Annotated in this window: 17 protein-coding genes; 7 read left to right on the forward strand and 10 right to left on the reverse strand. The window is 64.9% G+C overall.

The annotated features are described in order from the left end of the window. The first annotated feature begins 75 nt into the window (after positions 1-75). Positions 76-1644, forward strand: coding sequence for a DNA-directed DNA polymerase II small subunit (locus tag NATTI_RS0107855; protein ID WP_006092804.1), 1569 nt, complete (start codon positions 76-78; stop codon positions 1642-1644). Positions 1645-1722: 78 nt separating this feature from the next. Continuing rightward, the gene (locus tag NATTI_RS0107860; protein WP_006092803.1) at positions 1723-2484 is read left to right on the forward strand and encodes a hypothetical protein; all 762 of its coding nucleotides are present in this window, start codon (positions 1723-1725) and stop codon (positions 2482-2484) included. Positions 2485-2557: 73 nt separating this feature from the next. Here NATTI_RS0107860 and NATTI_RS0107865 read toward each other — a convergent pair whose 3' ends face one another. After that, positions 2558-2995 carry a hypothetical protein gene (locus NATTI_RS0107865; protein WP_006092802.1) on the reverse strand — a complete coding sequence of 146 codons (438 nt, stop codon included), beginning with the start codon at positions 2993-2995 and terminating at the stop codon, positions 2558-2560. A gap of 307 nt (positions 2996-3302) precedes the next feature. Between NATTI_RS0107865 and NATTI_RS0107870 the strand changes: the two genes are divergently transcribed. From NATTI_RS0107870 to NATTI_RS0107880, 3 genes are all read left to right on the forward strand, one after another. Next, on the forward strand, positions 3303-4481 hold the full coding sequence (locus NATTI_RS0107870; protein WP_006092801.1) for an aspartate kinase: 1179 nt from the start codon (positions 3303-3305) through the stop codon (positions 4479-4481). 146 nt (positions 4482-4627) lie between these two features. Further along, positions 4628-5215 carry a hypothetical protein gene (locus NATTI_RS0107875; protein WP_006092800.1) on the forward strand — a complete coding sequence of 196 codons (588 nt, stop codon included), beginning with the start codon at positions 4628-4630 and terminating at the stop codon, positions 5213-5215. Positions 5216-5437: 222 nt separating this feature from the next. After that, complete coding sequence (locus NATTI_RS0107880) at positions 5438-6784, forward strand: tryptophanase (RefSeq protein ID WP_006092799.1); 1347 nt, start codon at positions 5438-5440, stop codon at positions 6782-6784. A 42-nt stretch (positions 6785-6826) separates the two neighbouring features. Here NATTI_RS0107880 and NATTI_RS0107885 read toward each other — a convergent pair whose 3' ends face one another. The 6 genes from NATTI_RS0107885 to NATTI_RS0107910 form a co-directional block, all read right to left on the reverse strand. After that, positions 6827-7186 carry a hypothetical protein gene (locus tag NATTI_RS0107885; protein ID WP_006092798.1) on the reverse strand — a complete coding sequence of 120 codons (360 nt, stop codon included), beginning with the start codon at positions 7184-7186 and terminating at the stop codon, positions 6827-6829. A gap of 154 nt (positions 7187-7340) precedes the next feature. After that, a complete protein-coding gene (locus NATTI_RS0107890) occupies positions 7341-7673 on the reverse strand; it encodes a DUF5789 family protein (protein WP_006092797.1) in 333 nt (110 codons plus the stop codon). A gap of 126 nt (positions 7674-7799) precedes the next feature. Beyond that, positions 7800-8222, reverse strand: a complete 423-nt coding sequence (locus tag NATTI_RS0107895) for a GNAT family N-acetyltransferase (protein WP_006092796.1) — start codon at positions 8220-8222, stop codon at positions 7800-7802. Positions 8223-8225: 3 nt separating this feature from the next. Further along, on the reverse strand, positions 8226-8762 hold the full coding sequence (locus NATTI_RS0107900; RefSeq protein ID WP_006092795.1) for a redoxin domain-containing protein: 537 nt from the start codon (positions 8760-8762) through the stop codon (positions 8226-8228). 40 nt (positions 8763-8802) lie between these two features. Further along, positions 8803-9075 (reverse strand): ubiquitin-like small modifier protein SAMP2, encoded by a 273-nt coding sequence (gene samp2, locus NATTI_RS0107905; RefSeq protein WP_006092794.1) that lies wholly within the window; start codon positions 9073-9075, stop codon positions 8803-8805. 123 nt (positions 9076-9198) lie between these two features. Next, entirely contained in the window at positions 9199-10281 is a 1083-nt protein-coding gene (locus NATTI_RS0107910) for a polymer-forming cytoskeletal protein (RefSeq protein ID WP_006092793.1), read from the reverse strand. Positions 10282-10478: 197 nt separating this feature from the next. Between NATTI_RS0107910 and NATTI_RS0107915 the strand changes: the two genes are divergently transcribed. After that, positions 10479-10901: a universal stress protein gene (locus tag NATTI_RS0107915; protein ID WP_006092792.1), complete on the forward strand. Its 423-nt coding sequence runs from the start codon at positions 10479-10481 to the stop codon at positions 10899-10901. Positions 10902-10993: 92 nt separating this feature from the next. Further along, entirely contained in the window at positions 10994-14083 is a 3090-nt protein-coding gene (locus NATTI_RS0107920; protein ID WP_006092791.1) for a replication factor C small subunit, read from the forward strand. A gap of 24 nt (positions 14084-14107) precedes the next feature. On the opposite strand, the gene NATTI_RS0107925 is transcribed toward NATTI_RS0107920, so the two are convergent. The 3 genes from NATTI_RS0107925 to NATTI_RS0107935 all read right to left on the reverse strand — a co-directional run bounded on the left by NATTI_RS0107925 (position 14108) and on the right by NATTI_RS0107935 (position 17911). Further along, positions 14108-16429 (reverse strand): GAF domain-containing sensor histidine kinase, encoded by a 2322-nt coding sequence (locus NATTI_RS0107925; protein ID WP_019991734.1) that lies wholly within the window; start codon positions 16427-16429, stop codon positions 14108-14110. Positions 16430-16544: 115 nt separating this feature from the next. Continuing rightward, entirely contained in the window at positions 16545-17234 is a 690-nt protein-coding gene (locus NATTI_RS0107930; RefSeq protein WP_006092789.1) for a hypothetical protein, read from the reverse strand. Beyond that, entirely contained in the window at positions 17231-17911 is a 681-nt protein-coding gene (locus NATTI_RS0107935) for a hypothetical protein (RefSeq protein WP_006092788.1), read from the reverse strand. The genes NATTI_RS0107930 and NATTI_RS0107935 overlap by 4 nt, the downstream gene beginning before the upstream one ends. Positions 17912-18095 lie beyond the last annotated feature (184 nt).

An 18095-nucleotide genomic window follows, 5' to 3' on the forward strand; every position in this document is an offset into this window, starting at 1 on the left:
TCTCGTCTATCGTTCGACAGCGCTGGACACTCCCATGACGATATCCTTTTCTCCCCGCTCGCGAATGCGAATCGTGTGCCACTCGAGGCCTCCGCTCGGATCGTCAGCGAACTCACCAGCCGCGGGTACAACGCCGAACGCGAGGCCGTCACGAAACTCGCGTCGGCCGACGACCCGCACGCGACCCTCGAGCGCGTCGTCGAGGAACTACCGGCGGACGCGCTGGTCGTTCAAACCGACCACGTCGAAGCCGTCCTCTCGGCGACCGAGGCGGACGCGAAACCGACAGCGGGCGGGCAGCAATCACCCGCCACAACCGAGAACGAAGACCCCTCCGTTTCGACTGGAGATCGAACAGCCGATCCGACGGCCGTGGGCGGGGCGGCTCCAGTCGAAACAGGGGGGTCTGCAGGCGCCAACCGATCGGTTGATCCCGAGTTACGATCGCTCGAGATCGCGGGAGATATGACCGGTGACAGCACCGGAACGGGCGAGTACGAGGATTTCGTCGCCGTTTTCCGGGATCGACTCGAGAAACTGGGATCGAAGCTTCGGGGTCGGGTCAACCACCGACCGGCAACAGCAATCCAGAAGATGCCAGGCGGCGGCGAGGTCGGGATGGTCGGGCTGGTCAACGACATTCGCTCGACAGCGAGCGGCCACTGGCTGATCGAACTCGAGGACGCGACCGGAACGTTCCCGTGGCTAGTGATGAAAGATCGGGAGTATGCCGACCTGGTGGAGGAACTGCTCTGTGACGAGGTGTTAGCGATGGAGGGGACTCTCGCCGACGACTCCGGGATCGCGTTCGTCGACTCGATGTACTTCCCGGACGTTCCCCGCACCCACAAGCCCTCGACAGCAGATCGCCACGTACAGGCGGCGCTGATCAGCGACGTCCACGTCGGAAGCCAGGAGTTCATGCACGACGCCTGGAACGCCTTCGCGGACTGGCTACACACCGCCGAGGCCCAGCACGTCGAGTACCTGCTCATCGCGGGTGACATGGTGGAAGGCGTCGGCGTCTACCCGAACCAGGACGAAGAACTCGACGTTGTCGACATCTACGAGCAGTACGAGGTGTTCAACGAGTACCTCAAACAGGTGCCCGGCGACATCGAGATCGTGATGATTCCGGGTAACCACGACGCGGTGCGCCTCGCCGAACCCCAGCCCGGATTCGACGAGAACCTCCGGGAGATCATGTCGGCACACGACTCGCGGATCGTCAGCAATCCGTCGACGGTGACCCTCGAGGGCGTCTCCGTCCTGATGTACCACGGCGTCTCGCTGGACGAAGTGATCGCGGAACTCCCCGAGGAGAAGGCGAGCTACGACGACCCACACAAGGCGATGTTCCACCTCCTCAAGAAGCGCCACGTCGCGCCTCAGTTCGGGGGCCACACGCGACTCGCACCCGAAGAGGAGGACTACCTCGTGATGGAGGAGGTGCCCGACATTTTCCACACCGGCCACGTCCACAAACTCGGCTTCGGGAAGTACCACAACGTGCTCGCGATCAACTCCGGCTGCTGGCAGTCTCAGACCGATTTCCAGAAGAGCGTCAATATCGACCCCGACGCCGGATTCGCGCCCATCGTCGACCTCGATACGCTGGACGTGACGGTTCAGAAGTTCAGTTGATCCCGCTCTCGAGACTCCCGCGAGACGCTCGAGCACGCTGGTCGTCTTTTATTGCCGCTCTCCGCTAACTGTCACCCGATGCTCTCGACGCTCGGCGTCTTGTTCGTCGCCGGCGGACTGGCGGCGGTACACGTCGGCGCCGGACGGCTCGAGTTCCTCCGCGGGATGCCTCGAAGCCGGTGGCTCTCGCTGTGTGGCGGGATCTCCGTCGCGTACGTCTTCGTCCACCTGCTTCCGGAGGTCACGGAACACCAGTCTCGAGTCGTCGAGGCGCTCGAGCCGACGAATGTCGTCCTTGCGGCGACGCACGAACGGTCGCTGTTCATCGCGGCGCTCGTTGGCTTCACGCTCTTTTACGGGCTCGAACAGATCGTTCGTCGGTCGCGCCGTGGATCAGATAGCGAAACGAGCGGCGGCGAGCGGACCATCCAGGGGGTATCCGGCGTGTTCTGGATTCATGTCGGCTCGTTTGCGCTGTACAACGGACTCATCGGCTACCTCTTGCTCCACCGAGAGGAAACCGGGGTCTCGAGTCTGGTACTTTACGCGATGGCGATGGGCGTCCACTTCGTCGTCAACGACTACGGACTGCGCGAACACCACCGGGCCACCTACGATCGGATCGGTCGCTGGCTGCTCGCCGGTTCGATCCTCGGTGGTGCGGCGGTCGGCGCGCTCGTTGGCGTGCCGGAACTCGTGCTCAGCCTCTTGCTCGCGTTTCTGGCCGGCGGCGTCATCCTCAATGTGATCAAAGAGGAACTGCCGGCGGACCGCGAAAGTCGGTTCTGGGCGTTCGCTGCCGGATTGGTGGGCTACACGATTATTTTGCTCCTCGGCTGATGGCTGGTGTTCAGGTCGATCCGTCGACGAACGGCGACGGAACGGGATCGAGGGGTCCGACGACGGCCAGTTGCTACGGTTCGAGTCGAAATCGCACCGTCGGCGCGCCTTCGAACCGCGGTCCCTGCCCGCGGCGTTCGAAGCCGAGTTCTTCGGCGGCGTCCTCGATACCCGTCGTTTCGGGAGAAACCAGCATTTCGACGTTCATCGATTCGCGCTCGGCGAACCGGACGGGTTCGGCGAGCAGCCGTTTGCACGCGTCGGCCGTTCCGTCGAGTTGGGTCACGTGGACGGTGTCCTCTTTCGCGTCGAAACTGATGAATCCCAGCAGGTCCTCCGGATCGGAGCCGTTGTACTGCGACTCCGACACGTCCGCGTTCGGGTCGTGCGTGCCGTCTTCGGCGACGCGCACCGTCCGATCGTGAACCAGGTTTCGCATTACGTCGGTCGGTGAGTCGGCGATCGACGCCAGCGCGTCCGCGTCGGCCTCGAGAGCGTCCCGTACGTTCATTAGGGTGTGGTAATGCCACGCACAAACATAAATCCCGCCCGCAACAGTGTCGTTTCGGTCTCGATTCACGACACCCATCCGAACTCTGATACGACGGTTTCGATTCGACGAACTGGTGCCGTCCAGCGCGCTCGACTTGTCGAAAACCCGTCCGATGTACGGCGATTCGAAGCTGGATCTTCGTCTTCGCTCGAGCCCGAAGCACTGGTAAAAATACGAACGATGGACACAGTTATCTGCGCGCTCTGGTAACGGTCTGGCATATGAGCCAAGTGATCGCCACGCCAGTCGCGGACGAGGTGTCAGTATGCGCGTCGTAGCCAAATTCGGGGGAACGAGCCTCGGAAGCGGGGATCGAATCAATCGCGCCGCGGACTCGATCGCGGCAGCCGTCGAGGACGGCCACGAGATCGCCGTCGTCGCCAGCGCGATGGGATCGACGACGGACGACCTGCTCGAGGAGATCTCTTTCGAGACTGACGAAGCCGACCGCGCCCAGATCGTCAGTATGGGCGAGCGAACGTCCGTCCGGATGCTCAAGGCCGCGCTGTCGGCTCGAGGCATCGACGCGGCGTTCTTCGAACCCGGCGCCGACGGCTGGCCCGTCGTCACCGACGAGTACGGCGAGGTCGACGTCGAGGAGACCCAGAAGCGAGCGCTCGAGGTCGCCGAGGATCTCGACACTACCGTGCCGGTCATCACGGGCTTCCTCGCGGAAGGGCCGGATGGCTCGATCACGACGCTCGGCCGCGGTGGCAGCGACACGACGGCCGTGATGATGGGCAAGTACATGGACGCCGACGAGGTCGTCATCGTCACCGACGTCGAGGGCGTCATGACGGGCGACCCCCACGTCGTCGAGGGTGCACGTAACGTCGGCGAGATTTCGGTCGACGAGCTTCGGAACCTCTCGTTCCGCGGGGCCGAGGTTGTCGCGCCGTCCGCGCTGTCGTACAAGGGTGGAAACCTCGATGTCCGCGTCGTTCACTACCAGCACGGCGACCTGCTCTCCGGCGGGACGAGCATCGAAGGCGAGTTCAAGAACCTCGTCGACCTGCGCGAGCGGCCGCTCGCTTGCCTGACCATCGCCGGTCGGGCGATCCGCAACCAGCCGGGTATCTTCAACCACCTCTCGGAGGCGCTCTCCGAGAGCGACATCAACATCGACGCCGTCGCCAGCGGGATGGACACCGTCACGTTCTACATCGACGAGGCGGAGGCTGAACGCGCCGAGAACATCCTCCACCGCGAGGTTATCGCCCGCGACGAACTCTCGAGCGTTACCGTCGACTCGCCGATTGCTGTCGTCCGCGTCACCGGCGGCGAACTCCCCAACCAGCCGGGAATCATCAGCGAGATCGTCAACCCGCTCGCCGAGGAGCGAATCCACCTCCAGGACATCATCACGAGCGCGACCAGCGTCGCCCTCTTCGTCGAGTGGGACGACCGAGAGAAGACCCTCGAGTTGACTCAGGACCTCTTCTAGACGCGTTTCCGCCGCGGTTCCTTCGAATTGTACTTGCTCGATCGAGACCCGACGGCCCCATTTCGCCTCGAGTCGCTCCGGTAACCGGTCCATGAACCGCCGGTAACGCCCTCGTAACGAAAGTCATGAGTGTAACAGCTCTTGTCATGACCACCGACTCGACTGGTACGGAAGTGTTCGCGGACGTAGAGCCCGATCCCGACGCGGTTCTCGCCGAGTTCGGCGTGGAATCGCCGGACGACCTCGAGGAGAGCGGCGGCGCCCACGATACGGTCCCAGACGACCAACTCGACGTCGACGATACGACGGCGGCCGAACTGTTCGCCGGACTCGCGGATGTCGAGACGGCGAACTCGGCGAGCGGGACCGATACCGAACCCGAGAGTGCCGACCTTAACGAACCCGCACCCGACACCCACGACCTCGGATTCGAGTTCGTCGGCGACTCCGACGTGACCGTCCGAGACGACGGCGACGTGATCGAGTCGGCGGCGGCCGAACTCGGCGAACTCGTCGCGGGCGACTCGTCGTTCGAGGACGGAACCGACACCGACGACGGTCTCGAGGCGGCGGACACCACCGACGCCGAGCGAACGGCCGAAACCGCCGATTCGACCACGAAACTCACCGTTCGATCCGAACCCGCGGACGAGTTGGAACTCGTCGGTCCCGAGCCGACGCCGACGCGGGTCACCGACGACGCGTTTGGCGGTCTCGAAGCCGACGCCCGCTGACCTCCTGTCTCCGAGCGGCGAACGCGAGTCCGTTCGTCACCGTTGCGAGCCCTGTCACCGTTCGGATCGTCGACTCTGCCGTCGTCTTCGCCGGTTCCATCGCCGCTCGAGTCGTCGACTCCGTCCATCGATGCACCGAGCCGTCCGAGAGCGGACGGTTCGAGTCGGCAACGAACACGAGATTCCAGCTAGACTGAACACGCGCGGCGGCGTTGAGTGGGTATGGTTGCCTACAAGTCGAAAGTGGTCGAGCGGATTCACCTTCCTTCGCGCGAGCGCCGCGAGCGCGCGCTCGAGGAGGCCGGCTACAACGTCTTCGAACTCGCCGCCGAGGAGGTCTTCGTCGATCTGCTGACCGACAGCGGCACCGGCGCGATGAGCGACGAGCAGTGGGCTGCGTTGCTCCGCGGCGACGAGTCCTACGCGGGATCGCGGAGTTTCGACGAACTCGAGTCCGCCGTCCAAGATGTCATGGGATTCTCACGGGTCGTTCCGACCCACCAGGGACGCGGCGCGGAGAACGTCCTCTACGGCGCGCTCCTCTCCGAGGGCGATGTCGCGCTCAACAACACGCACTTCGATACGACGCGCGCACACGTCGCGAATCAGGGGGCCGATCCGGTCGACTGTCCGGTCGACCGCGCCCACGACCTGACGGTCGACGGCTCGTTCAAGGGGAACTTCTCGCTGGACCGTGCCTGGTCGATCGTCGACGAAGTGGGTGCGGAACGCGTCCCCGTAGTGATCTCGACGATCACGAACAACTCGGCGGCGGGCCAGCCGGTCAGCGTCGAAAACACCCGCCGCGTCCGCGAGTTCGCGGACGAGATCGGCGCGACGTTCGTGATCGACGCCTGCCGGTTCGCCGAGAACGCCGCCTTCGTCAGGGACCGTGAGGCGGAGTTTTCCGACTCGACGGCCGCCGAAATCGCTCGCGAACAGCTCGGCTACGCCGATGCGCTCGTGATGAGCGGGAAGAAAGACGGACTGGTGAACGCCGGCGGCTTCGTCGCGACCGACAACGAGACGCTCTTCGAGCGCTGTAAACAGCGAGCGATCCTCTACGAGGGCTTTCCCACCTACGGCGGGATGTCCGGCCGGGACGTCGCCGCGATGGCCGTCGGGCTCCGGGAGGCCGTCGAGGAGGCCTACGTCACGGATCGCCTCGAGCAGGTCCGAACGTTTGCCGAACTGCTCGAGGATGCCGGCGTCCCGATCTACACGCCGCCCGGCGGTCACGCCGTCTATCTCGACGCGGCGAGCGCGCTTCCGCACGTTCCGCCCGCGGAGTTCCCGGGGCAGGCCCTGGTCTGTGCGCTGTATCGGGAGGGCGGCGTTCGCGGCGTCGAACTCGGCAGTTTCGCGTTCCCGGATACCGATCGCCCGGAACTGGTTCGACTCGCGATTCCGCGCCGCACCTACCACCGGGAACACCTGGAGCACGTGGTCGAGACGGCCACGACCGTTCTCGAGAACCAGGAGGCGGTGTCGGGACTCGAGGTCATTTCCGAGCCCGAAAACCGCGAGTTACGGCACTTTACGGCGTCGCTCGAGCCAATTTCGCACTGATTGGAGCTGCGGAAGAACGGACCGCCGTCGGTCGTCGGCGACCTAGTTCGAGATGACGCCTCGAGCCCGGTCGCGAAGGCTCGGTTCCGGTTCGGGCTCGCTCCCGAGCCGTCGTTTTGCGACGGTTCGGACGCCCTGTTTCGCGGCCGGGGAGGTCGCGGCGGAGATCGCCCAGTCGGGGACCTGCGATTCGATCTCCGCGCGCTTTTCATCCTTGAGCTGGCTGTACTTTCGTAACGCGATGCCGACGCCGATGAACAGGCCGGCGTCGACCAGTTCCCGGCGGAACCGGTTCCGATCGTTGCGTACCGCGATCGCTTTGACGAGCGAGAGGCCGCCAATCACGAGGTAGAGTTTGGAGCGTTTCGATGGGTCGCCGCTGAGTATCCGTCCGAGAGCCATGCGAAGGGTCGTACCACGCTCTGTCCGATAAAGCTCCGCCGGAACACGCCTGCAAGGGAGAATATAGGGATCGTGATCACGCGACGCGGGAACGCACAGAGGCGAGCGAAGCGCCGATAGTTCGAGACGGGAATCTGTTGGTAGAACGCTTCTCTCAGCGGTTAATCAGACCCTGTATCCGATTCCGAACGTCGTCCGCGGAGTCGTAGGATTCGTCGTTGACCGGCTCGAGTATGTCTTCGAGGGGTCTCGACCCGCCCTGCGTTTCGACTGCGTGGTCGCCGTAGGCTCCGCGGAGGTCGTCGGCAGTCGTCGGGTACTCGTGTGCCTCGAGCGCGTCGTCGAGGTCCTCGAACTGTTCGTCCTGCTCGGGATCCGTCGGCTCGAGTTCGTCGTCGCGATCGCGCGCCTCCTGCAGTTCTCGCTCTCGCTGGCGTCGCTCCTCGTCGTCGGCCTGCTTGTCTCGGGATTTCTTATCGTCTGCCATCCTCCGGTATAGGCGTGCGAGGGGGATAACCCTGCGGCCGTCCGTCGCACGCTTCGCTCGGACGAATCGGACGGCTACGTCTCCGACAGCACCGACAGGAACGGCCACGATCGATTCGACCGGCCGTTACGACCGGTCGAGTGCCGTGACGCCCCGGTATCGCTGGTCGTCGATCGACTCGATCGAGAACCCGAGCGACTCGTAAAACGGACGGACGCCGTCGTCGAAGCGGACCGTCAGCCGACCCTCGCGCTCGAGCGCCCGTTCCATCAGCGCGCGGCCGATGCCCTTTCCTCGGTGACGGCGGCGGACGCCGATCGCCGAGACGTGCGCGCCGTAGACCTCCTCGCGGGACTCGAGGACGACCGTGCCGAGAACTCGTTCGCTGGCGTCGTTCGCTTCGGTTCCGCCGCGATGATCGCCGGCGACGAGCACGTCCGCGTTCTCGATCCGGATTTCGACGTCGCCCGGCTCGAGCATGGCCGCGTCGAGGATGCGTCTCACGTCGAGTGCGTCGTCGGCGGTGGCGGTGCGGACGTGGCCGTCCATTCGTTACGTTTGTCGGTCGATGGTGGCCAACAACTCGTCGATGTCGGGCCGATCGAGATTCGTCCGCCCGCGGTAGGCAGTGGCGATATCGATCGCTCCGTCGTCGTCGATGTCGAAGATGATCGCGACCGGCATTCGGCCGACGACGTCGAACTGTTCGCCGAGTGCCCCGAGGCGAATCGGTTGGTCGAAGGTGTCGCCCGCGGTCGCCTCCGGATCGGCACAGAGCGGAAACGGGAGATCGTAGCGCGCTTGCCACTGCTCGACGCGCTCACGGGGTTCGGGGACCACTGAGACGACCTGACAACCACGGTCGCGGAACTCGTCGTAACGGTCGGCGACGGCTCGGATCTGTCGGCGACACTGCCCGGCGTGGTGGTCGCGGTGGAGCAACAGGAGGATGGACTCGTGAGCCGTATCGGCCTCTTCGGTCGTCGTGGGGTCGGCCGGTTCGACCGGCACCGCTAACTCCGCCAGCGTGAGCGGATCCGGTCCCGGGCCGACGTTCTCGAGTGTTAGTTCGGCGGCGTCACCAGTCATGACTCCGGCTACGAGACTCGCCCTCAAAACGCTCGGGCTTTCAGCGGTTCCTGTCGCCAGTTTCGCCCGACCCGCCCTTGATCAACCGCAACACCGTTACGTGGTCGCTCTCGACGGGCTGATCCTCGGGAACGGGCCGACCGTCGACGAGGACGCTCACCTCGTGGGGACTGAGACCGATCTCGCGCAGTAGCTCCTGGTACGTCGGTGTCGCTCCGTCGGCTTCCGTCCCGTCGTTCGGTTCGGCTTCTGACACCGCCTCGAGATCGATCTCGTGTGTCTCCTCGCCCTTGACATCGACGGTGACGCGCATGGACGACGTTGCGAGGGAACGGACTTGAGCGCGTCGCTCGACCCGTCGACTCCTCGAGGACGGTCACAGTAACGATCACTTGGAGCGAAGCGGGCGCAGTCGTCAGCCGTCACGACGGTATCCTCAGTCGGCCGTCGGTCCGCCGGGACCGCTCTCGCCGTGGGATTCCTGTTCGCGGACCTGCCGACGGTGGGCGTACAGCCCGAATCCGAGCGCGCCGAGACCGAGCAGGAAGACGAGTAGGTTGAGCAGGCCGCCGAGAACGGGAAGCTGTGCGAGCACTGCGCCGGCGACCAGTCCGACGACGAGCGCGAGCCAGCGGTTGTCCACGCCGACCAGCGAGAGGAGCCACGCGGCGACGGCGTACCGGCCGTAGATGATCCCGATCCAGATGAGAAGCGCGAATCCGAACGCGCCGACGACGGCGAACGGAATGCCGATGACCGTGATCGCCGCCGCGACCAGGAGGACGGGAATCCCGACGAGGAGTGCGAACCCGGTCAGTCCGGCGCGCAGGGGATCGGTCGCGACCCGATCCGCGATCCCGTCGGAGAATCGGGGAAACAGCGCGAGCAGCGCGGCGCCGAGCAGCAGGTTCAACGCGAGGACGTACGCCGAGAATAGCCACGACGCGATCGGAACGGCCGTTCCCGTCAGGTCGATCCCGATCGAGGAGTCCTCCGTGATCTCGCCGGCGACGGCGTCGGTGTTCCCCTCGAGACTGCCGCCATAGCGCAGGTCGCCCGCGATCGACGCGTCGTCGCCGAGCTGGATCGTTTCGGCCCCGATCTTCGCGTCTCCCTCGAGCGTCCCGTCGATCAGGACGCTGCCGGCGCCGACCGAGAGGTCGCCGCCGATAGTCGCTTCGTCGGTTATCTCGAGGCTGCCGGCGGCCGCTTCGACGTCGCCGTCGACGCTGCCGTCGATTTGAACGCTGCCGGCGGCCGCTTCGACGTCGCCGCCGACCGCGCCGTCGATCTGGACGCTGCCGGCGACCGCGCTGACGTCGCCCGTGACGGTGCCCTCGATGATCACGGTTCCCGCAAATGCCTCGAGTTCGTCGACCGTCTCTCCCGCTTCGACGACGACCGTGCCGCCGCTCCGGCTCTCCGACTGGGCCGCGACCGCCACCGGAACCGTTCCGACGACGACGAGGACGAGTACGGCGAGGACGAGTACTGTCCGGACGCGACTGGTAGATGTCATATATTAACATACGTCGGGTAACGAGATAAACACGTCACTCTACAGCCACTTTCGCGTACAGTCCGCTGCCCGTGATCGTCTCCGGATGTTGTGATCGAGTGCTCCTGCTCAACCGTCCAGTCGATTCGAGTCCCGTCGCGTCCGATCTACGCCCTCACTCCCGAATCCCTATACGTGACCGTATCGACGATACGCGTATGTACACGGTTCTGATGCCGGTCAAGAGCAATCGGAGCCTCGAGGCGGCCGACTACGTCGCGGCCCTCCCCGACAGTGAGTCGACAGTCGAGGTCGTCTTGCTCAGCGTCTTCGAGGAGTTCGAGGCGGCCGACGAAGCGGGGGTCGTTCGCTCGAGCGATCTCTACGAGGAGACCGACCTCCCGGCTCACGTCGTCGAAGTCGCCGAGTCGCTCGAGGAGCGGGGTATCGATGTCACGGTCAGACGCGAACACGGCGATCCGACGGACGAGATCGTCCGCATCGCCCGCGAGGTCGACGCGGACACAATCGCGATGGCGGGACGGGACCGTTCGGCGACCGGGAAGATCCTGTTCGGGAGCGTCATTCAGGGCGTAATCCTCGAGTCCGATCGGCCGGTGACCGTTCTCAGGCGGGAGTAAGGGGTCGCATCGGCTGCCGCGGACTCGACGCGTGACTCGCGACCGACGGCGGGGTTCGGTCGTTTTATCTTTCGGCCACGCTATGGCCCGGTATGAGCGAGGCCGACGCCGAGGCGGCGGAGCCGACACCGGGCAAGACCGAAGTCTGGATCGAGAAGTACCGGCCGGAACGGCTCGACGAGATCAAGGGCCACGAGAACATCGTCCCGCGACTACAGAACTACGTCGAGCAGGACGAACTGCCGCACCTCATGTTTGCGGGTCCGGCGGGTACGGGGAAGTGCGTCACCGGCGAGACACCGGTGTTGACAAATGAAGGGGTCACCCCTATCTCGTCCGTTGTAGGCGATGTCGAGGGATTCGACGAGCCCGACGGGAACCTCGAGATCCTGACGTTCGATAGTGACGGCTCGTTCGAGTACGTCGCTCCTTCACACGTCTTCGCCAAGGACGCGACGGATCTCGTTTCGATCGAGACTCGCGACGGAAACGAATTTACGGTCACGCCGGAACACAAACTCCTCGTAGCGGACAAGTCGGGCCTCGAATGGCGGGAGGCCGGATTGCTCTCCGGTGAGGAACGGATCGTTCGACCGCTGGAAGCGCCCGTTATCGACGACGATAATGCCCCGTCACTCGACTGGGTCTCGTCGATGGACGGAGCGCGAACGTTCGTCACCGTCTCGGAAGCGTTCGCTGAACGCCACGAAATTCCGGCCGAAGCGAACTACGTCGGCCAGAAGAAGACGGTAATCGGCTGTCTTCGTCGCGGATATACGGTCGACGAGATTGCCGACGAGTACGATATCGCTCGCGATACTGCGGCGAATTACGCGCGTACCGTCTCGATCGACCTCGAGAAGCCGTCGACGACCTGCTCACTCGCGTACCTCCGATCGCTCGACGTCGAGAAATCTGAACTTCAATCTCACGTGGACTCGGTCAGCTACGTGACGTCGTACAACAAGCGATCCAGCCCGATTACACCTCCCTGGGAACTCACGCCGGATCTGGCGCGGTTCGTCGGTCTCGCGATCAGTGAAGCACGGATCGAAAACGGCCGTATTAAATTCTACAACACCGACGATTCGCTCTGCGCGTCGTTCGAGCGAATCGCCCAGCAACTGTTCGACGTCGAAACCACCTGCGGCGTACAGAAAGACGTTCCGTACGTCGAGCTCAGAACCAAGTCGCTCCACCATTTCCTCGAGTCCTGCTTCGACGTCTTCAGCGATTCGCCCTCGGCGATCGGTTCGACGCTCGTTCACGCTCGAGAAGACGTTCGAAGGGCGTTTCTACAGGCTGTCTTCGACTCGGAGGCGTATGTCGCAGATCAGGGAACGATCGAACTGACACAGAAAGACGAGTTGTTGATTACGCTCTGTTCGTATCTGCTCGGTTCGTTCGGGATCCCGACGCGACGGAAACGAGTCGAGAAGGCAGCGACGAACGGCTCGGCGACGGTTCGAGAGTACCATACGCTGTATATCTCAGGTGTCTCCGCACTCTCCCGCTTCGAGGAAGCGATCGGATTCACTATCGATTACAAACGTGATCGACTCGCTGATTCTACGGCGGGTACCGGGAACCCGAATTACGACACGATGCCCGCGCAGGCCGCTGTCGGCGACCTCTGTCGAACGCTCGCGCTGAAAAGGGAGCCCCTGGTGACGGATAGCTTGAACCCCGACAATCCCGGACGGGAGTCGTATCTCGAGGACATCGATCGCGTTCTCGAAGCGGCGTCTGACCGTCTCGAGGCCGCACAACGGGTTAAACAGGACATCGAGCAGGTCCGGTCCGATATTCGATCGGTGGCTGCCGTGCCGACGGCGTGGGTCGACCAGCGAGACGCATTGGAACCGATCGAGGCACGAAAGGCGGTCGAAGCGACGACAGGAATTCGGACGGACCGTCTACTCGAATACGCCGATGGACGTCGGTCCCCGACTGCGAGCCGCGCAGGTGAGTTGCTCGCGACGCTCGAGTCGCGCACCGAAACGCCGGATACCGCCGCTGTCCAAAAATCCCTGCGGGATGCGATCGACGACCTTGGCGTCTCGGACAATCGAATTGCGGACGGAACGGAGTTGCTCGGTACGGATGTTCGAAACCTCGTCGAGAACAACGATCACGACCTTGCGTCGCTGCCGCGGTTCGAGACCGTCGCTGATCAGATTCTCGACGTAGCCGACAAGATGTGTTCGATGGAAGTCGTCGAACAACTAGTTGCTCTCGACCGACTCTCCCGCGGCACGCTGTACTTCGACCGCGTGACGGAAATCGAACGAGTGCAGGACGAACGCCGCGTCTACGATCTTACGGTACCGGGAACGCGAAATTACGTCGCAGGCGACGTGCCAACGGTCATGCACAACACCACTGCTGCACAGGCTATCGCCCGCGAAGTCTACGACGACGACTGGCGGGAGAACTTCCTCGAGCTAAACGCCTCCGACCAGCGCGGAATCGACGTCGTGCGCGATCGGATCAAGGACTTCGCGCGCTCGTCGTTCGGCGGCTACAACCACCGAATCATCTTCCTCGACGAGGCCGACGCGCTGACCTCTGACGCCCAGTCCGCGCTGCGCCGAACGATGGAGCAGTTCTCGAACAACACGCGCTTTATCCTCTCGTGTAACTACTCGAGTCAGATCATCGACCCGATCCAGTCTCGCTGTGCGGTCTTCCGCTTTACCGAACTCTCCGAGAAAGCGATCGAGGCGCAGGTGCGCGAGATCGCGGCGAACGAGGGCATCGAAGTGACCGACGACGGCGTCGACGCGCTTGTCTACGCAGCTGACGGCGACATGCGAAAGGCCATCAACGGCCTGCAGGCGGCCGCCGTGATGGGCGAGACCGTCGACGAGGAGACCGTCTTCGCGATCACCTCTACCGCTCGGCCGGAGGAGGTCGAAGCGATGGTCGAACACGCCATCGACGGGGACTTCACCGCCGCTCGCGCGGCCTTAGAGGATCTCCTGATGGACCGCGGACTGGCCGGCGGCGACGTCATCGACCAGCTCCACCGTTCGGCCTGGGAGTTCGACATCCCCGAACAGGCGACGGTTCGCCTGCTCGAGCGCCTCGGCGAGGTCGACTACCGGATCACGGAGGGCGCAAACGAGCGGCTCCAGCTGGAGGCGATGCTGGCGTCGCTGGCGCTCGAGAACGAGTCCTGAGCAGCCGTCTCGACCCCGCGGGCGTCAGGTGCCGTCGACGTCGTCCTCGACCCCGCGAAACGCGAACGCGATGCGGTCGTCGTCCTCGGCGATACCGATATCCCAGCCGTGAGCGTCGGCGATCCGCTCGACGGGACCGAGTTCGAAGCCGGCGCCGTCGCAGGTGGCCAGGCGGCCGAGACCGGCTCCCGACTTCACCCCGGTGATGGTCCGGTTAGCGCCGTCCCACCGACCGGTGACGTAGAACCCGTCGTCGGCCGTTCCGACGGAGACGACGATCTGTTCGTCCGTGATGCGGGTGACCGCTTCGTCGTCGATCGTCCCCCCATCCGCATCCCACTCCGGCCCGGTGCCGTCGTGTTCGGTTGTCTCCTCGCCGTGTACGATCGCCCGAAAGAGGTGTTCGAACAGCTCCTGGACCCGGTTCTTGTTGGCCTCGAGGACGAGGTTCTCCTCGGTCACGAGGCGCGCATCGCCGGTCTCGACGACGACCCAGGCTCGTCTGGCGACGTCGTGGAGCGCAACGGGCTCGGTGTCGACGAGCACGTGGTCTCGCCGGGCGATCGTCAGCAACTGTTCGACGAGCGCTAACAGCCGTTCTTGAGCGTCGTCGATCTCGTCGAAGTGCTCCCTGTCGCCGGTTTCCGCGGCGAGTTCGAGGTAGCCTCGAGCGACGTTCAACGGCGTCCGCACGTCCTCGTCGACGAGTTGCGCGATCGTCTCGAGGCGGTGTTCGACGGCGGCGAGTTCGCGTTCCATCCGGTTCGTGTCGGTAACGTCGGTGTAGACGACGATGCCCTCCGCGAGATCGTCGCCGGCCTCGACGGTGTCGTCGGTCGATTCGCGATCCGCCGCGGTCGAGCACGGAGCGACGCTGAGCCGGAACGTCCGGATGCCGTCGACCGTCTCGCGGCGACTGACAAACTGACGCTGTTCGATCGAACGCACCGCATCGAACAGGGTTGGTGCTCGGTCCTCGAGCCCGGGCGGAACGGTCGTTTCGCGGTCAGTGCCGTCGGTACTGCTGACGTCGTCGGCATCGCCGATACCGCTGTCGACGACCGCCGCGCGATCGACGTCGAACGTATCCGTGAACCGGTCGGTGACGGCGCGAACGACGGCTCGGTCGTCGACCAGTTCGTATCGAAGCGCCGGAACCGGGAGGCTCTTGAACGCCGCGTCCAGTCGATTTCGGTCGACTGCGAGTCGGTCGCGTTCGTTTTCGATTCGATCGCGCTCGTCTGCCAGTCGGTCACGTTTATCCTCGATCCGCTCGCGCTCGCCCTCGAGTTGGTCGCGTTCGAGGCGCAGTCGGTCGCGCTCGGCGTGCAGTCGCGTCCGCGTCTCGGATCGCTCGAGGATCGCTGCCGCGTACCGACAGCACGCCGCGAGAATCTCGCCGGTCGTCTCGTCGAACGCGTCCGGCTCGGTGTCGGCGATCTGGACGACGCCAACGTCGGCGACGGGAGCGACGCTCACCGAGACGGCGTCCTCGAACGGCGGCTCGAGGGCCGCATCCTCGACGTCGTCGATTCGGAGCGGCTCACCCGTCCGGAAGGCGTCGCCTGCTGGTCCCTCGAGTGCTGTCGACGCGAGCGCGTCGTCGGCAACGGCGTCCGTCGCGGCTCGAGGGATGAACTCGCCGAAGTGGACGGTCGAAAGCCAGCAGTAGTCGGCCTCGCAGGCGTCGGCCACGAACTCGACGAGCAGCTCGTAGCACCGTTCGCGCCCGCTCTCGCGGTCGCGCCAGTCGACGAGTTCGGTCAGCGACTCGAGGCTCGAGACGACGGCCGCTCGCGGGTCCGTCGGCGTCGGGTCGGGCGGTCGGTCGTCGGCGTTCGTCCCGTCGAGATCGGTCGGCCGAACGGGCTCGAGCGCGAGCGGTTCCTCGTCCGTGCTTCCGGTTTCGTTCGCGGCTCCGCCCGTCGGCGTCTCGTCGCTGTCACCGGCCGCGCCGTGGCACACCCACTCAATCTCGTCGGCGAGGTGGGCCATCGCGTCGTCCGTATCCCGACGCACGTAGCCGGCGATGCCGTCGGTCGAGCGCGCCGCCGCCGGCGCGTAACTCGGCTCGCAGAAGAGCACCAGCGGCGTCCGTCCGCAGGCGTCGACGACCTCGAGCAGGCTCGCCCCCGCCGCGGTCGTCGGCGTCTCGGCGAAGACGACGCAGTCGGCCTCGGGAGCCCAGCTCCGAAGCTGGTCGATCGCGCTCGCCGACAGCGCCTGGACGGTTCGGTCGGGACCCGAGTCGACGTCCTCGAGTGCGGCCGCCTCGTCGCGAGCCGCAGCCGCCGCTTCGGCGATGTAGAGCACCGTACGCGGCTGTGATCGCGGCGGATGGGTCATGGAACCGGTCAGCTATTGTGTGGACGTGACCCTCCACCCTGATAAAAATGCACCGGGGGTGTCGAGCGTCGAGCATTTCGATCGGTCTCGAGGGGCGATTACTGTCGGAACCGTATCACGAATCGGGTTCGATCTCTTCGGCCCGCACTGCGATCGACGTTCGGATCGCGGCCTGCCAGTAGGCGCCGACGATTCCGATCGGGATGAGCCAGAGCACGCTGAAGGGAGCGTACCACTCGAGATTTCGCGGCGGTTGGGTAGCGACGAACTGGGCGACGCCGGCGGCGGCGACGAGTACGGCAAACGTGACGACCAGCAGGTGGACGGCGTCGATCCGAGCGGCGTTCCAGGGGCGAAGCGAGCCCGCCCGCCGGACGTCGGTCGCGAACAGCGCGAGCGCACAGGCCGCGGCGCCGACGGTTAGCGCGATCACCGTGTCGACCCCGAGGACGTACTGACCCGCGGCGATGTCGCCGAGGAAGACCGGCACGAGCGCCATCGCAAAGGAGAGCAGGGGGCCGCCGTTCCAGACCGCGTAGACGAACGGGAGAATGGTGATCGTCGCCGTCGCGAGCGCGATCAGGAGTTTGGTGAGCGTGTCGAATCGCGTCGTCAGCGTCTCGAGCGGCGTACCGCCGATGGAAACCGCCGACCCGGCGTAGCTGACGGCAAAGAGCGCGGTCAGGCCGAGCAAACCGGCGATCGCGATTCTCGTCCGACTGCGCTCGAGCCCCAACAGCGGGTGCTCGAGGACGTCGTCGACGGTGGGCCGGCGACCGAATCCGTAGCGGTCGTCGGTGCTCACGCGTCCTCCGTGATGACGGATGCTACTCCGTCGTAATCGCGTTGCTCGTTGTCGAGGTCGATGGCGTCCGAGGCGACGGCCCAGCCGGCGGCGTCGAAGATCGATTCGACGGCCTCGAGACCGCGGTCGTAGGAGGCGATCCCGTGTTCGGGTCGGGCGCCGGTGTCCTCGTGGGCCTGCATCGAGACGATTCCCTCGAACGACCAACACCGAACGTGGAGGCGGCCGCTGGTTCCGTAGTAGCTCTCGGCGGCCGTCGCCTGCTGGCGGACGAACACAGACTCCTGTCGGTCCCAGGCGTAGCGGGTGTACTCCTCGGGATCGCGGAACCAGCCCTCGTCCTCGAGAACGTCCATTACGCGCTCGAGTCCGTCGCCGTCGACCTCGTCGTCCGGGACGAGGACGACGTTGATCGGTGCCGTCGCGACGAACGCGTCGAACTCGCTCGGGTCCGCGCCGTCCTCGATCGGCCGGTACTGGTACCGAACCATCGGCGTGTCGGTTTCGCCGGTGATCGTCCCGTCCGTCCAGTCGTCGACCGCGGGCGGCGTTTCAGATCCCTCGACGGTTCGGTCGATCGGCGTCGCGTCGGGCGGCGACGGCAACGCGGCGACCGCGAGGAGCGCGCCGGCACCCGCCGCCACAGCCGTTCGGAGCAGCGAACGTCTCGTTCGCATCGTCTCACCCCCGGAGCTGTGTTCGTTCGGTTCGGTCCGTAATCGTCATTCGAATAGCACTTGCTAACCGAATATTATGCCCAGAATATATATCTTCCCCTTCACATGACTGGCCGTCGGGTGGGTCGTCGATCGAGACCCCAACCCACCCCAGTCGGCCGGTATTCGGCGACTGACCGTTGCG

Source organism: Natronorubrum tibetense GA33, assembly GCF_000383975.1.
In the GTDB taxonomy this organism is placed as follows: Archaea; Halobacteriota; Halobacteria; order Halobacteriales; family Natrialbaceae; genus Natronorubrum; species Natronorubrum tibetense.

Bases quoted from the DNA above. Each gene is read 5' to 3' on its own strand.
- NATTI_RS0107860 (WP_006092803.1), top strand. From the start codon at position 1,723: ATGCTCTCGACGCTCGGCGTCTTGTTCGTCGCCGGCGGACTGGCGGCG.
- NATTI_RS0107865 (WP_006092802.1), bottom strand. From the start codon at position 2,995: ATGAACGTACGGGACGCTCTCGAGGCCGACGCGGACGCGCTGGCGTCG.
- NATTI_RS0107870 (WP_006092801.1), top strand. From the start codon at position 3,303: ATGCGCGTCGTAGCCAAATTCGGGGGAACGAGCCTCGGAAGCGGGGAT.
- NATTI_RS0107875 (WP_006092800.1), top strand. From the start codon at position 4,628: ATGACCACCGACTCGACTGGTACGGAAGTGTTCGCGGACGTAGAGCCC.
- NATTI_RS0107880 (WP_006092799.1), top strand. From the start codon at position 5,438: ATGGTTGCCTACAAGTCGAAAGTGGTCGAGCGGATTCACCTTCCTTCG.
- NATTI_RS0107885 (WP_006092798.1), bottom strand. From the start codon at position 7,186: ATGGCTCTCGGACGGATACTCAGCGGCGACCCATCGAAACGCTCCAAA.
- NATTI_RS0107890 (WP_006092797.1), bottom strand. From the start codon at position 7,673: ATGGCAGACGATAAGAAATCCCGAGACAAGCAGGCCGACGACGAGGAG.
- NATTI_RS0107895 (WP_006092796.1), bottom strand. From the start codon at position 8,222: ATGGACGGCCACGTCCGCACCGCCACCGCCGACGACGCACTCGACGTG.
- NATTI_RS0107900 (WP_006092795.1), bottom strand. From the start codon at position 8,762: ATGACTGGTGACGCCGCCGAACTAACACTCGAGAACGTCGGCCCGGGA.
- samp2 (WP_006092794.1), bottom strand. From the start codon at position 9,075: ATGCGCGTCACCGTCGATGTCAAGGGCGAGGAGACACACGAGATCGAT.
- NATTI_RS0107910 (WP_006092793.1), bottom strand. From the start codon at position 10,281: ATGACATCTACCAGTCGCGTCCGGACAGTACTCGTCCTCGCCGTACTC.
- NATTI_RS0107915 (WP_006092792.1), top strand. From the start codon at position 10,479: ATGTACACGGTTCTGATGCCGGTCAAGAGCAATCGGAGCCTCGAGGCG.
- NATTI_RS0107920 (WP_006092791.1), top strand. From the start codon at position 10,994: ATGAGCGAGGCCGACGCCGAGGCGGCGGAGCCGACACCGGGCAAGACC.
- NATTI_RS0107925 (WP_019991734.1), bottom strand. From the start codon at position 16,429: ATGACCCATCCGCCGCGATCACAGCCGCGTACGGTGCTCTACATCGCC.
- NATTI_RS0107935 (WP_006092788.1), bottom strand. From the start codon at position 17,911: ATGCGAACGAGACGTTCGCTGCTCCGAACGGCTGTGGCGGCGGGTGCC.